This window comes from Pontixanthobacter luteolus, from assembly GCF_009828095.1.
In the GTDB taxonomy this organism is placed as follows: Bacteria; Pseudomonadota; Alphaproteobacteria; order Sphingomonadales; family Sphingomonadaceae; genus Pontixanthobacter; species Pontixanthobacter luteolus.
The window spans coordinates 996,691-1,010,109 of sequence record NZ_WTYP01000002.1 but is presented as its reverse complement, the minus strand read 5'-3'; the positions used below and the strand labels follow the sequence as shown (position 1 = coordinate 1,010,109).

The following is a 13,419-nucleotide window of genomic DNA, read 5'->3' as shown; positions in this document are numbered from 1 at the left end:
AAGCGTTTAAACGCCGCGCCGTTATGAGCAACAACCCGAACAAAGCCCCGGCGCCTAAACCGTGGATCAACGCGATCCACGCATATGTGCCGGGCAAGGCAAAATCGGATGACGGGCGCGAGCTCGTCAAACTGTCGGCAAACGAAAACCCGTTGGGGTGTTCGGCTGCAGCCATGGCAGCGCTCGCCGTGGCCAAATCGCCTGCAGCCTATCCCGACCCGGATTCCGCATCCCTGCGCGAAGCGATCGGCGGCTTGCACACCATCGATCCTGCGAGAATCGTCTGCGGCACCGGGTCCGACGAATTGCTCAACCTGGCCGCGCAGGCGTATGCCGGACCGGGCGATGAAGTGCTGTTTTCCAACTTCAGTTTCGCAGTTTACGAGATTGCGGCACGTCGCTGCGGCGCAGTACCGATAATCGCACCGGACAAGGATTACGGCACCGATGTCGATGCGCTGATCGAGAACCTGTCCGGAAAAACGCGCGTTGTGTTCGTGGCCAACCCGAACAACCCCACCGGCACCTACTTGCCTGAGGACGAGGTTGCGCGGCTGCACGCTGCGCTGCCTTCCGATGTGCTGCTGGTGGTCGATCAGGCATATGCCGAATACCTTGGCGAAGATGAAGATGACGGCGGGCTGGAGCTGTGTGCAGCCCACGCCAATGTGCTGGTGACGCGGACTTTTTCGAAGATCTATGGCCTAGCCGGCGAACGGATTGGCTGGGCAACCGGGCATCCCGACCTGATCGCCTCGCTCAACCGAATTCGCGGGCCTTTCAACGTAACCAATCACGGACAGGCAGCAGCGCTGGCCGCTGTCGGCGATCAAGCCTTTGTTCACGCATCGCGGGATCACAATACGAAGGAGCTGGAGCGCTTCGTCAGCGTGGTGGAAAGCCTGGGTAATCACGGGCTGCGTCCGGTGCCGAGCAAGGCAAATTTCCTGCTGATCCTGTTCGAGGGATCGCTGACCGCAGAACAAGCATATAACGGTCTGGCCGAACGCGGTTATGCGACCCGGTGGCTGCCCGGTGCGGGCCTGCCGCACGGTTTGCGAATTACCATCGGCACTAGCGAACAGATGGATGAGGTATTGCAAATTTTGCGCGATCTGGCCGAGGGATCGAAGTGAGCATACAGCGCGTCGCTGTGATCGGGCTGGGCCTGCTGGGCGGGTCGATCGGTCTTGCTCTGGCAAAACATTGCCCTGACATCACAACCACCGGCTATGACGCGGATCCTGCCACCCGCGAGGCTGCCAGGGCCCGGCAGCTGGTCGGGACGGTGCACGACAGCGCAGCTGGCAGCGTTGCTCAGGCCGATCTGGTCATTCTGTGCGTCCCCGTAGGGGCAATGGCTTTCGCCGCGGAAGCGATCCGTGATGTTCTGCCTTCAGGCGCAATTATCAGCGATGTCGGCTCGTCCAAGCAGTCCGTCGTCGAAAGCCTGCAAGCAGCCCTGCCCGGCCATACTGTAATCCCCGCGCACCCGGTCGCTGGCACAGAGCAAAGCGGGCCAGAGGCCGGATTTGCGGAACTGTTCGAACACCGCTGGTGCATCCTGACCCCGCCCGAGGGCACACCCGACGACAAGATCGCGGACCTTTCAGCGATGTGGAAACGGCTGGGATCGAAGATTGAAATCATGGATGCGGCACATCACGACCTCGTGCTTGCAGTCACCAGCCACATCCCCCACCTGATCGCTTATACGATCGTTGGCACCGCCTCCGATCTGGAAGATGTGACGCGCAGCGAAGTGATCAAATATTCTGCTGGTGGTTTCCGCGATTTTACCCGGATCGCCGCATCGGACCCGACGATGTGGCGCGACGTGTTCTTGCACAATAAGGACGCCGTGCTGGAAATGCTGGGCCGCTTTACCGAAGATCTAACCGCATTACAGCGGGCGATCCGGCGCGGGGACGGTGATGCGCTGCACGAACTTTTCACGCGCACCCGAGCGATCCGCAGGTCGATTATCGAGCAAGGTCAGGATGATGCACGCCCCGATTTCGGGCGCGCGGATCACTGATCGTTCAGGGCGTTTATTGCGTCCAGCACCCGGGCTTCCACCTCTGCGCGCGGCAGGCCGGGGGGAATCGGTTCTGCAAAGCGATAAGTGATTACGCCGGGCCGCTTCAATCTGTGGTGGTATAACGGCCCGCTGTTCACTGCCACCGGCACAACCGGCAGGCCGATCATCTTGTAAAGCCCGGCAAATCCGGCGCGCAATTCGCCGCGCTCGCCGTGGGGGATGCGGGTTCCCTCAGGAAAGATAACCAGCGGGCGGCCCAGTTTGGACAGATCGCGCGCTGCCTTAACCATCGCCCGGAGGGCTTTAGCCCCTTCGGTCCGGGCAACCGGTACGCAGCCATATTGCTTGGCCACCCAGCCCCATCCGGGGATCAGGAACAATTCGCGTTTGGCAAACGGCGCGGGCCAGTTGAAGTTGGCCGGCGCGTCTATCGCTTCGAAGAAGCTTTCATGTTTGATCGCATAGAAAACCGGGCCGTCGATTTTCTCGCCTTCGATCCTGACCTCGATCCCGACGAATACCCGCAAGCACCAGCGATGATAATTACACCAGCCGCGCACGCATTTGCGCAGCGCGGTTTCGTTCACGAACATGGTCGCCATCGACGCAATCACGTAAACCGGACTGCCCAGATAGAAGATCAGGTAAAAGAAGAAATTTCGGATTAGCAGCATGGTCTGGTCCATTATCCCCACAACCCCGACACCTTGCTGGCAAGGTATTTATGGTATTCGAGGAAAAGAATTCGCAGCGAAGGCTCCGATACTACGGCATCTTCCACGATCACGACATCTTCCGGAATTGCCCTACTGAGTTCAAGCGCCGCCCGGCGCATGTGCCAATCGGTGGTCACAAGCCGGATCGAGCGAATGTTTCTTTCAGCAATCCATTCCGCAGTTTCAGTTGCATTTCCGCGCGTGTCGACCGCATCGAAACCGAGGAACACGCAGCATTGCATCAGTTGCTTGGGCACTTCGAACTGTACCGCGAACTCACTGGGCCGCACTTCGCGGTCGACGCCTGTCACCAGCAGCAGGCCGGCATCGCCGCCTTCCACCACTTCCAGTCCGCGCTCTATCCGCCCTGCTGCGCCGGTCGGAACGATAACCGCCTGCGTAGCGCCGCGATCCATCGGCCCCGGCAGTGCGACCGTGAACCACAGAAAACCCATGAACCAGATAACCGCGATTGCGGCGATTGAGCGCCGGATCATAGCATCCGCCTGAGCGCACCAAGCACGGTGAGCCGAGCAGTCAGCATGGCAATGACAACGCCGATAATCGGAATTGCCGCAATTGCGACCCAGTCGAACCAACGCAGGCCGCCGCCTGCCATCATGCCCGATCCAAGGTCAGCGAACTGCTGCCCCAGAAACAATATCGCAAGTAACCCGAGTGCCAGACCGAAAGCACCGCCAAGGGTTGCGTCGAAGCCGACAGATCGTTCGAAAATGCGCGCGATCTGGACATCGGTTCCGCCAAGCAGGTGCACGATCTCGATTGTGTCTCGATTGGAACCAAGCGCGCTGCGTGCCGCCAGCCAGACCGCCGCAGCGCTGGTCAACCCAAGCAACACCACCAGCGCGGCTGCCAGCCATTGCAGCGATGACAGCGCGGAGAAAACCGGGCCTAGCCATGACGATTGCGCATCGACACGGGCAGATGGCGCAGCATCGACCAGCAAACCTCTGAGCGTGCCTAGCGATTGCTGCGTCACATCACCGCGCAGCCGCACATCGATCAAGGCCGGAACCGGCACTGCCTCGCTGCCTGCACCCGCGCCGAGCCACGGCTCCAGCAATGCGTCCAGTTCTTCATCGGGCACACGCCGGGTCGAGCCGACGAGCGGATGCTCTGCCAGAACGGCTTCTGCAGCGTCTGCCTGCCGGTTTCGTTCGCTGGGCGAAGCTTCTAGTATCTGGACTGTCGCACCGCCCGCCAGTTCGGCGCGCGCATTGGAAACGACATTGCTAAGCGCCAATCCGCCTGCCGCGGCAATCACCGTCAGAGAGATCATAATGGCGATCACCCAGGGCATCGGCCCTGCGAGCCGCGCCTGCGGCACCAGTTGGGCCGCGCGATCACCGCGAAACTTTATCAGGCCGCGCGCAGTCGTCCGGCCAAGGGTTGGCGGCTTCTTCATTCAAAGCCACCTTTCTGTTCTCCAGCGGCGGTGCTGTGCGAATTCTGCCTCGGCGGATAGCGCAAGGCACCGGTTGGGTCCGAAAGACGTCCCTTGTCCAGCCGCATGATCAGCGATGACGGCACTTTCTTCAGCAAATGCACATCGTGAGTCGCGACAACCACGGTGGTGCCCAACCTGTTCAATGCCTCGAACAGGCGCAGCAGCTTCAGTGCCATATCCGGGTCAACGTTGCCGGTCGGCTCGTCAGCGACCAGCAATTCCGGACGTCCGATAACCGCGCGGGCAATCGCGACGCGTTGCTGCTCCCCGCCAGACAGGGTCGCTGGCTGCGCATCCATCCGGTGCGACAATCCAACCCACTCGAGCATATCCGAAACCGGCTTGCGCAAGTCGTTTTCACGGACCCCCGAAACCCGAAGCGGGAGCGCCACGTTGTCAAATGCCGACAGGTGCTGGACCAGGCGGAAATCCTGAAACACGACCCCCAACCGGCGCCGGTATGATGGCAAGCGCTTGCGCGGCAGCGTAATCACGTCGGTGCCGAACATCCGGATTGCACCGCGCGAAGGCCGCTGTGCGAGGTAAAGGAGCTTTAGCAGCGATGTCTTCCCCGCCCCGCTCGCGCCGGTCAGAAAGTAGAAGCTGCCCGGATGCAAAGTGAAGGAAAGATCACTGAGGACTTCCTTTTCAGTGCCGTAACGCAGCCCGACATTATCGAAAGTTATGCCCTCGCCTTCGCTCGAACTCATGTCTCAGCTCTTTTCTGCGCAGGGTTAATCGGGAAAATTTGCATCGTGACGGGCCTATAGCCGCCCTTCGATGTGGAAAAAAGGCACAGCTGGACCTGCCCACAGTCGGTCGCCACTTGTTGCCAATCCTACACAGTCGTAAGACGATTGAATAATGATTATTGCCTGCCCAGCCTGCTCGACGCGTTATGTCGTCCCCGACAGCGCAATCGGTGTGGACGGTCGCACCGTGCGCTGCGCGAAATGTCGGCACAGCTGGCATCAGGATGGCCCGGAGATCGAGACACCCCCTTCGGGCAAGAATGTGGCCGCCACTGCCGGGGATAACGACAAACCTGCACCGAAGCCCGGATTTGACGGGACCCATGTCGCCCCGCCAGCAGAACGGTCGGCTTCAGCGCGCACGGCAATGGCGCCCGAAAAGACCTCGCCTGAACAATCGTCGCCCGCTTCCTCGGCTCCTGTCACTCCGGCACCGGCACCCGCCCCGTCAGACACCGAACGCGCCAATGCGCGGTTGAGCGAGCCGTCCGAAGCGGAAGCGCCCACCCAGCCGAGCGCCAGCGCTGATACGGCCCCGGCAGCAACAGATTCGCACCGAGATGCTGCGCCTGTGGTTCACGAACCCGTTACCGAAGATCCGGTCAACGATGAGATCGAAGACGAAACGCCTCCGCCGCCAACCGTTGTCGAAACCGACACCGATCGCGAACCGGAAACGTTCTATTACGATGAAGGGTCGCAGTTCGATTACGAGCCGCCCTTCCGTTCGCGCCGGAACCCCCTGAAGGTTTGGACCGCGGCCGGCCTAATGTTTGCAGTGCTTGCCTTCGGGACCGTCGCCGCTGTCAGCTATTACGGGCTGCCTGACTGGGTACCCGTGAGCCGTCCGACCTTTGCGATGGAGCAAACCGACCTGGTGCTCGACTTTCCCGCAGACCAGCAGGATCGCCGCGCGTTGCCAAATGGCTCCGAATTTTTCGGCGCGAGCGGGACAGTCACAAATACCGGGCGAGAAACACGGCGCGTGCCGTCGATTCTTATTGTCATGCGCGATGCAAGAGACAGGATTGTCTACAGTTGGGAAGTCGTTCCCCCGCAAAGCACCCTCGCCCCCGGCGAAAGCATGACGATCAATGAAGCGGTGACGGATATCCCGAAGGCCGCAAAATTCGCGGAAATCGGCTGGAAACCTAGCTGATCGGGCAAAATGCGGATTGCCGCTCCAGCTTCAGACCATGACTAATTTCGTTAGTGTGCAAACCGTGCTTGCGCGTCCTGAGGGGCTTTGCTAGTGGGCCGCTCCTACCCTGCGGGGGCGTTAGTTTCGCCCCTTTGACTGTGTGCGGTCGTGGCGGAACTGGTAGACGCGCAACGTTGAGGTCGTTGTGGCCGAAAGGCCGTGGAAGTTCGAGTCTTCTCGACCGCACCAAACAGTCCTGAGTGACCTTCCAAAATATACGGAGAATCGAGGCGGCACCAGTCGCTGTCGATCCCATCGTCCAGGCCGAAAACAGACGTCGCACTATTCATCAACGTCAGAGTGCGCTGTTCTCACACGTCAACGTATTCCAACGGCCATTACGACGCCGGCCAAATGGCCAATGGCCGCTGTTTAGTTGTTCCTTCGCCTGCGCCGGAGAAGGAAGAAAAACAGCACTCCAAGGCCGCCTGCCAAGCCAAGCGCAAGCAACAGCGTTGGCACGCTGATTGCCTGGTCTGCTCCCTCGTTTGTGCCGTTTGGCTGCCCTGCCACAGGGATCTGCGCTGAAGCCAGGCTCGCCTCTCCAAATCGGAGCATGCCCGCGCCAAAGATTTCGTCCGGTCCGTCTTCACCCAGATCGATAGCATCTCTGGACATGGCGATACGCACTGCAGCGGGGTGCCTCGACTCGGCACAGACCGACATGCGAGCCATTGCGCCAGCCACCAGCGGCGCTGCGAACGATGTGCCGCTGACTAGACGTCTGCCCCCGGGCACAGCCGCGCTGATATCGACGCCCCAGGCCGAAACGTCGATTTCACGCCCGCGCGAACCGTGCTGATACGCCGCGCCCGCCGCATCGACAGCGGCAACGGCAATGGTCGATTCCAGATTTGCCGGGAACATCACTGCACCCTGCTTGCCTCCATTCCCGGCCGCGGCAGCGATGCAGACCCCTTGTGCCTGCAACCGCCCGATCATTCGCCGAATGGCTTCATCGTCGCTCGCCTGAGTACCGAACGAGAGGTTCATGACATCAGGATTTGCATCCGCAGCAGAGGCAAAAGCGGCAACAAGCGCTGCGGTGGTCGAAATCGCCGGAGACTGCATGTCTGCGTGTGCGGCGGAAATGAAAGCCGGAACACTTACCAGCTTTGCGCCCTTCGCAGCGCCAGGAAACGCGCCGCTGCCAACCAGCAACTCTGCAATTGCCGTCCCATGCGGTGAAGGTGCCCCGGTCGCCAATGCACCTTTCTGGATGATGTTTGCGTTCGCCAAATCCGGATGGGCGACATCAACCGGACTGTCGATCATCGCGATCGTCACGCCATTTGCGGGCGGCAAATCGCGGCCCAAATACCTGCCCGGACTGTTCAGCCCATGCATCGCCAACCCTTGTTCACGCGAATTTCCCAGCAATTGATAAATGTAGTTGGGCTGCGCCCAGGCTGCTCCCTTGTTCTTGGCCATACGCTCCAAAGCTCGGGCAACGGTATCCCCGCCCCCCAATCGCACATGCGCAAGCGAGAGGCCGAGAAGATCGATGCGGGTGACTGAAATCACGTCAAATCCGTTTGCCTCAGCCAGCCTTTCCGCGGCCCGTTCCGACCCCGGCCCAAACAGAAGCAATTCGTGATGCTGATAGATCGGCAGATCTGCGTTCCGCATTGTCAGCGGATTTTCTTTAGGTGCCGGTGAAGGGGCAGCGATCGCCGGCCTTTTCGGAGGCAAAACAGGATTTTGCATCGTGATCATACCGGGGGACGATCCATCAGCGTCGCGTGCTTCCTGCACCGCCTCCCCAGCGCTGGCATCGGCGTCAATCAGCGGAGCAGTCGTCTGGGTTTTGTCGACAGAGTCGGGTGCTTTCTGCGCAGATGGTTTCTCCACCAATGGCTCTACAAAGCGCCTGACAGGACGCTCGACTTCGGCTGGGGCCTTGATCTTGGCCTGGTTGGGCGGCTGTCCTGCCGCATGGAAGCCTGATGCAAGGAAAAGGCCCGCAGCACATGCGGCCAGAAATGCTATCCTAACGCGCATGGCGGCTACTCCGCTTTCGAAACGCTGGCGGTCAGGTCGGACCGCTCCAGTTTCTCAACCAGCATATCGATGTCCGCTCTTTGGTCCGTAGGACGTAACAAAAGTACGCCTTGCGCTGTGCCGCGCGCTATAATCAAACCTTCATTCGCGAACAGTTGTGCAACCTCGCTCCAGGGCGCATCTTCCACCAGTTCAATCAGAATTGGCGCGTTGTCGGGAATGGCAGAACCGCCCGAGGCGAGTTCATAATTGTCATTCTCCAGCTGCGCTATCTGGACGTCTCGCTTGTCGATAGCGCTAGACTGGCCACCGATAATAACGGCTTGTCCGACCGCCGCAGCAGCCAGAGCAAGCATGAGCGCGGGCTTCCAGTTCGCCGGGTTGAGGAATGCAAGCGCGCTGGCCAACCTTGCATTGCCTGTACTGCCGGCAGGCATTCGCTCGGGCTTTATCAGTGACTGAATGTGCGGAACGCTGCGGTCATCGCGGCTGTCGACCCCGGACTGTACTCCGGCCGCCACCCTCGCCTGAATATCAGTTTCTTCGTCCACCAGCTTTCGAAGATCTGGCGACGTATGCAAGGCTGCTTCAAAAGCTGCCTTGTCATCATCAGACAGCGTTCCGTTGACATAGGCGGGCACCAAATCGCGCATCTTTTCCACCTCTCGCTTGTCAGTCATGGTGAGTGCTCTCCGTTGCCACCGCGAGCTTGTCCGGGGACGCATGGAGCGCTGTCTCGCAAAGCCAACCGAGGGCCGACCGGCTGGGCATGAAAAAATACCCCCCGCCCTTCGGCTCGACAAAGCTTTGCATCCCCTCAAGCCTGACCGGCCCGACCGGCGTGGGAATGGAAAAATGCCTTGTCCGCGGTTCACCGGTTTTCGTGTCAGGCGAATTTGCACCGATCACCGGGTCGGGTTCATTGTCGAGGCCGTGAAATGCAGGGGCATTGGCCCAGAACTGCTGCACAAATTCGAACTGCCGCTCGATATCGGTTCCGATGCAGGCAAATAGCAGGCCTTTTTCCCCGGTGTCCTTACGAACATAGGGCCGGCCCCTCCGCAGCAGCCGGTGGCGATTGGAAATGGCTTGCTCGTTCGGATCACCCGGGTGCTTGCTGTCGCGTGGGTTCGTCCGCCGGATATGGGAAGCAAACGGACAGGCCAGGCCTTGCGGATCGTCGGTCCCGAAGGTGAAATCATTTTCCCGTTCGGCAGGGTCGGCGGATGCCTGCGGGTTATTATTGACCGGATTGCCGATCAACGGACGCCCGTCGCGCCAGCGCCCCATCATCTTGGCCTTTACCCATTCCGCATCGGGGCGCTGCCCGATCACCTTGTACAAATCCGCGAAACCGCCGGTGTTGAGCTTCTTCGCCGCTTCCTCGGCAAAGGCGTCGAACCCTTCAACATCCTGCTTAAGTTCGCGCAGCACGATAAATGTGCCGTTCCGCCCAAGATCGCGCTCCGCATTTGCGAGGCTGTCTCCGCCAAAGTCCGGGAAGCGGGACAGATTGCCGCCAATCGTGACCGGCAAGGCGCAGGAAACATCGGCTTCCGGGGGCAGTTTCGGCGACATCGGAAAATAGCCGGAATTGTTCTTGTACCCGATGATGAATTCGCCCGGTTCAACGATATCGCGTTCGGGCACATCCTTGATGGATTTGCCAGTGGCGCGCATTATGGGCTGCGAGATGCCGTCACGGAAACCAAAGTGCTCGAAATCGACCCGCTCTGTATCGTCCCATGCGGGTGCACAGTCGATCTGGGTCTGAACCGAGCCGCCATGATTGCCGAGCAATGCACGATGAATTGTCGTCATCCTATCAAGCGATGCCTGATCGGAGGCGTATAGCATCAGGACCGCCTCGGCCGGGTTGTCGCTGTCGACATTGTCGTCCCAGTACCACTGGCGATCACCAGGCTCTGGATCCCCCAGAATCTGGCCGCGGCCGCCCATTCCCATTCGAAACGCGAACGGCATCCCCTCTTCAACCGCGTCAGGAGCCGCGCCATCGGCGGTGAACTTCTTCATGCCAGCCGCTGAGATACCGAGAAACGCCGCGTGCCCCATTGCCAATCCGGCGGGATCGCTCATCCCCTTTCTGATGCCGAGAAGCGGGCGGTCTCCAAAGGTTATGGTGAGCGCATGAGCCAGACTGTATTCTGCCGCGTGACCATCGGGTCGCGGCACACGGCCAATAACGCCTTCCTCGATCAGCGCGTTGATCTGCGCTTGCTCGCTTTGACCCAGCAATCCATCGATCTGCATCGGCTTCCCGCGGATCCAGCAAAGCCATTCGCCCAGCTTCGGCCCTGCGGGCGGCAGTGTGATCGCCAGACATGTGGAATAGGGCAGCCGCTTCATTCCCCTGAGGACCAGCGCCTGTACTTCATCCTGTTCGACGAGATTGGCATGCCGCGGGCGCGAACCGAAGCAGCGCAGCCATTCGTCCGCTTCGGTAGAAGTGCGCGCCAGGCCTGCCCCGATATGGATCAGTCCGTTCTGCCGGATCTGCTCGGAAGACAATTCGGGGAAACGCGAATACCAGAAAGGCGAAACGCGCATCACCGTCCGCGTGTAGTTCTTGAACTGGTCAGAATCCTGCGCGCCCTTCATGAAAAGATAGCGGGTTTCGGGAAAGCCTTCCCAATTGCTCCACGCGGCGGACTGGCCCCATGACACCCGCGAGATGAAGTCTTCGAGATAGCTTTCCCAGCTGCCATCGAAATTGGAATAGAACACGGCTCGCCGTGTGCCCGGTATCTTGTACCAGCGGGCGTAATGTATCGTCCCCATCCCGTTGATCATGCCCGGCCTGAACCGATGGACGATCGACATTTTCGCTGCCCACAGGCCAAAGGCATGCAGGAACGTGCGGAACAGGCCCGGCTTCAACATTGCCGATGCGAAGACGTGGTTCTGCGCATAGCCGGGCAGATCTTCTGCAGCGAGAATATCGCGCATTTTGTCCAGCGAAGCCCGCTTTTCGAACCGCTTTTCCTTCTTCTCCTGACGCCGGACCATCGCGAGGAAAATCCCGCCAACAACACCGAAAATGAGAACAGTCGTGGTCAGGCCCGAGAACACGGCGAAGAGCAGATTACTGAAATTCCAACCGCCCAGAACTTCAACCGCCAGAACCGTCATTGCTAAAAGCGTCACGAAAAACGGAATCAGGACCAGCAGGCCATCGCGCGACTTGAGGAAGTTCATGGCCGCCTTGAAATGGCTGCCTGGATCTTTGAATGTAGACAGCGCCAGCCGCATGGACCGCGTCGAAAGATGATAAGCGTCGAAGCGCTCCCGTTCCGCCTCTTTCATCAGGTCCAATTGCACCGGCGTGGCACGTGTCTTCATGACCGGATCCTGCCGCAAGATGCGCCGCATATGGCCGAGTGCCAGCATCGGGTTGCTGCCCCTGGCGGATTCGGTTGCGACAAAATCGCGCATGACGCGGCCCATGAACTCAGCGAATTTCCGCTCGCTTTCGACCTTCGAAACAGGAAACTCGGCGAGGCCGTTGTAATTCAGGCCTGTCGGGCCCCACGGCTTCCCGTGAAGCTCCACAACGTGGGCAAGCAGATACGATTCGAGCGATACAGCCTCATGGCGCGCGGTATGTATCAACAGCCTATCCAGGCGCGGCCCGATCGCATGGCACAGTGCCTTGATCGAACTTTCCTTCGATCCATCGCAATTCATCTCGAAGATGATATCCAGCCCTCGTTCGGACTCGATTGGCGCGATGGAGGCGAAATGGACAATATTGCTTCCATCCAGATCATCACGGATTTCGGGAATGGCGGGGTGCCCCCATGCTGCAATCTCCGCCTCAATATCCTCGCAAGAACTGCCATCGGTGACCGGCGCGATTATCAGGTACATCGATTGCTGCGATGACGGCGTGTCGTATTCGAGAGTCAGGTGACGCGGGAACAGGCCAAGATATTCCAGCTTGCCGGATTTCCCGGGCGCGGGCTTCAATCCATCGCGCGCGAACAGTTCTGCAAAAACACCCGAAATCTGGCCGATTGCCATTTCCTTGCCGATGCAGGTGTGCGGCCCCAGCCCGAACAGCAAGTCCGGCTCCTGCCAGCGGCCATCTGCTTCCTTACGATCGATCCGGAAATCATCGGGATTATCCCAGACCCGTTTGTCACGCATTGCCGAACCAGTGGCGACAATCAGCGTTGATTGCGGCGGTATCTGCTGCGGCCGGCCATTAACCTGCAGGGTCGCCCCGTCAGGACATATGCGAAACTGTCCCGGATAAAGCGTCGGATTAAGTCTGCCCGCCTCCAGCAAAATCCTGCGCAGCGTATCGTGGTCGCGTTCTTTGGCGGCCTTTTCGGCGGCTGCCTTCGCTGAGGGGCGGTCCAGTATTTCGGTCAGCATGTTGCTAGCGGCGATCGAGTTCGTCGGGATAAAACCAGAGGCCATACCCAAAAGTATCGCAGCAATATCCTTGTCGCTTATTTCTGCCCCGTCGCGCTGCAGAATGAGCAAGCGATGGACCAGAGTGTCAGCCTGTTGAACAGTGCATTCAGGAGACAGAACATCCCTGCGTGTTCGCGCGATTGCATCGTCGATATAGGCCGCCAGCTTTCCGCGTGCCTGAAATGCGAGTTCACGCACTTCCGGGTCGCCGAACGGATCACCAAACAGCAGCGCCGAGATGGCAAGCGTCCAGTCGGCCAGCGCGTCAGCATCCTGACAATCGAGACCGAAATACCGGATACATATTTCGGCAGGGACCCTTTTGATCAGGTCATGAATTACATCGATTCTGCCAGCATGATTGTCGAGCAAGGCGGCGGTGAATTCAGCCGCCAGCCTGTGCATCATTTCGACATCACGCGGCAGTACAGCGGAAGTCAGGATGTGCCGCAATCTGGCATGTTCTGCGCCATCGACACCCAGCAGGAAGGTCGCACCCAACCCGAGCTCCGACATTTCCTTTCCAAAAGGAACAGGGAAATCTGAGGTGCGCAAAAGCACATCGCGCACCTGTTCATCCCGGGAAATGTGGATCAGGCCGCCCAGCTTCATCACCGGATTGAAAGACCGCGAAAAAGCGTACAGCCGGGGCAGACTTTTCCGTTTCAGTGAAGCGCCGATCTTCGCGAATCTTCCCGCTGCTGCGAGCCTGTTCAGATCGAACCTGCGCGGTGTATTTTCTTCCCCGTCTTTATCACGGTCAATTTTCGAAAAATACTTGGCCTGAGGCATATCTTGCG

The 13,419-nt window shown here is 59.6% G+C and carries 10 protein-coding genes and 1 tRNA gene; 4 read left to right on the top strand and 7 right to left on the bottom strand.

The genetic code is table 11. From position 1 onward, the window contains the following. Positions 1-23: 23 nt before the first annotated feature. Both hisC and GRI43_RS13240 read left to right on the top strand, forming a co-directional pair. Positions 24-1,136 (top strand): histidinol-phosphate transaminase, encoded by a 1,113-nt coding sequence (gene hisC, locus GRI43_RS13245; protein ID WP_160731549.1) that lies wholly within the window; start codon positions 24-26, stop codon positions 1,134-1,136. Then, positions 1,133-2,038, top strand: coding sequence for a prephenate/arogenate dehydrogenase family protein (locus tag GRI43_RS13240; protein ID WP_160731548.1), 906 nt, complete (start codon positions 1,133-1,135; stop codon positions 2,036-2,038). Before hisC ends, GRI43_RS13240 begins: the two co-directional genes overlap by 4 nt. Here the strand turns inward: GRI43_RS13240 and GRI43_RS13235 are convergent. The 4 genes from GRI43_RS13235 to ftsE are packed head-to-tail and all read right to left on the bottom strand — an operon-like array spanning position 2,032 to position 4,935. After that, positions 2,032-2,715, bottom strand: a complete 684-nt coding sequence (locus GRI43_RS13235) for a lysophospholipid acyltransferase family protein (protein WP_160731547.1) — start codon at positions 2,713-2,715, stop codon at positions 2,032-2,034. The two genes, GRI43_RS13240 and GRI43_RS13235, sit on opposite strands and share 7 nt — an antisense overlap. 11 nt (positions 2,716-2,726) lie before the next feature. Further along, a complete protein-coding gene (locus GRI43_RS13230) occupies positions 2,727-3,254 on the bottom strand; it encodes a YdcF family protein (RefSeq protein WP_160731546.1) in 528 nt (175 codons plus the stop codon). Then, positions 3,251-4,183, bottom strand: coding sequence for a cell division protein FtsX (locus GRI43_RS13225; protein WP_202391712.1), 933 nt, complete (start codon positions 4,181-4,183; stop codon positions 3,251-3,253). The genes GRI43_RS13230 and GRI43_RS13225 overlap by 4 nt, the downstream gene beginning before the upstream one ends. Further along, positions 4,180-4,935 carry a cell division ATP-binding protein FtsE gene (gene ftsE / locus GRI43_RS13220; RefSeq protein ID WP_160731545.1) on the bottom strand — a complete coding sequence of 252 codons (756 nt, stop codon included), beginning with the start codon at positions 4,933-4,935 and terminating at the stop codon, positions 4,180-4,182. The genes GRI43_RS13225 and ftsE overlap by 4 nt, the downstream gene beginning before the upstream one ends. A gap of 154 nt (positions 4,936-5,089) precedes the next feature. On the opposite strand from ftsE, the gene GRI43_RS13215 reads away from it, so the two are divergent. Both GRI43_RS13215 and GRI43_RS13210 read left to right on the top strand, forming a co-directional pair. Beyond that, positions 5,090-6,136, top strand: a complete 1,047-nt coding sequence (locus GRI43_RS13215; protein ID WP_160731544.1) for a zinc-ribbon domain-containing protein — start codon at positions 5,090-5,092, stop codon at positions 6,134-6,136. A 144-nt stretch (positions 6,137-6,280) separates the two neighbouring features. Next, positions 6,281-6,367 (top strand) — tRNA-Leu (locus tag GRI43_RS13210). Between the two features lie 183 nt (positions 6,368-6,550). Here GRI43_RS13210 and GRI43_RS13205 read toward each other — a convergent pair. The 3 genes from GRI43_RS13205 to GRI43_RS13195 are packed head-to-tail and all read right to left on the bottom strand — an operon-like array spanning position 6,551 to position 13,411. Then, positions 6,551-8,179 carry a S8 family serine peptidase gene (locus tag GRI43_RS13205; protein WP_160731543.1) on the bottom strand — a complete coding sequence of 543 codons (1,629 nt, stop codon included), beginning with the start codon at positions 8,177-8,179 and terminating at the stop codon, positions 6,551-6,553. Between the two features lie 5 nt (positions 8,180-8,184). Beyond that, a complete protein-coding gene (locus GRI43_RS13200) occupies positions 8,185-8,859 on the bottom strand; it encodes a zf-HC2 domain-containing protein (protein WP_160731542.1) in 675 nt (224 codons plus the stop codon). Further along, entirely contained in the window at positions 8,852-13,411 is a 4,560-nt protein-coding gene (locus GRI43_RS13195) for a cytochrome P450 (RefSeq protein ID WP_160731541.1), read from the bottom strand. The genes GRI43_RS13200 and GRI43_RS13195 overlap by 8 nt, the downstream gene beginning before the upstream one ends. Positions 13,412-13,419: the final 8 nt, after the last annotated feature.

Coding starts and splice junctions, on each gene's coding strand:
- GRI43_RS13195 (WP_160731541.1), bottom strand. CDS start 13,411: ATGCCTCAGGCCAAGTATTTTTCGAAAATTGACCGTGATAAAGACGGG.
- GRI43_RS13200 (WP_160731542.1), bottom strand. CDS start 8,859: ATGACTGACAAGCGAGAGGTGGAAAAGATGCGCGATTTGGTGCCCGCC.
- GRI43_RS13215 (WP_160731544.1), top strand. CDS start 5,090: ATGATTATTGCCTGCCCAGCCTGCTCGACGCGTTATGTCGTCCCCGAC.
- GRI43_RS13225 (WP_202391712.1), bottom strand. CDS start 4,183: ATGAAGAAGCCGCCAACCCTTGGCCGGACGACTGCGCGCGGCCTGATA.
- GRI43_RS13230 (WP_160731546.1), bottom strand. CDS start 3,254: ATGATCCGGCGCTCAATCGCCGCAATCGCGGTTATCTGGTTCATGGGT.
- hisC (WP_160731549.1), top strand. CDS start 24: ATGAGCAACAACCCGAACAAAGCCCCGGCGCCTAAACCGTGGATCAAC.
- ftsE (WP_160731545.1), bottom strand. CDS start 4,935: ATGAGTTCGAGCGAAGGCGAGGGCATAACTTTCGATAATGTCGGGCTG.
- GRI43_RS13235 (WP_160731547.1), bottom strand. CDS start 2,715: ATGCTGCTAATCCGAAATTTCTTCTTTTACCTGATCTTCTATCTGGGC.
- GRI43_RS13205 (WP_160731543.1), bottom strand. CDS start 8,179: ATGCGCGTTAGGATAGCATTTCTGGCCGCATGTGCTGCGGGCCTTTTC.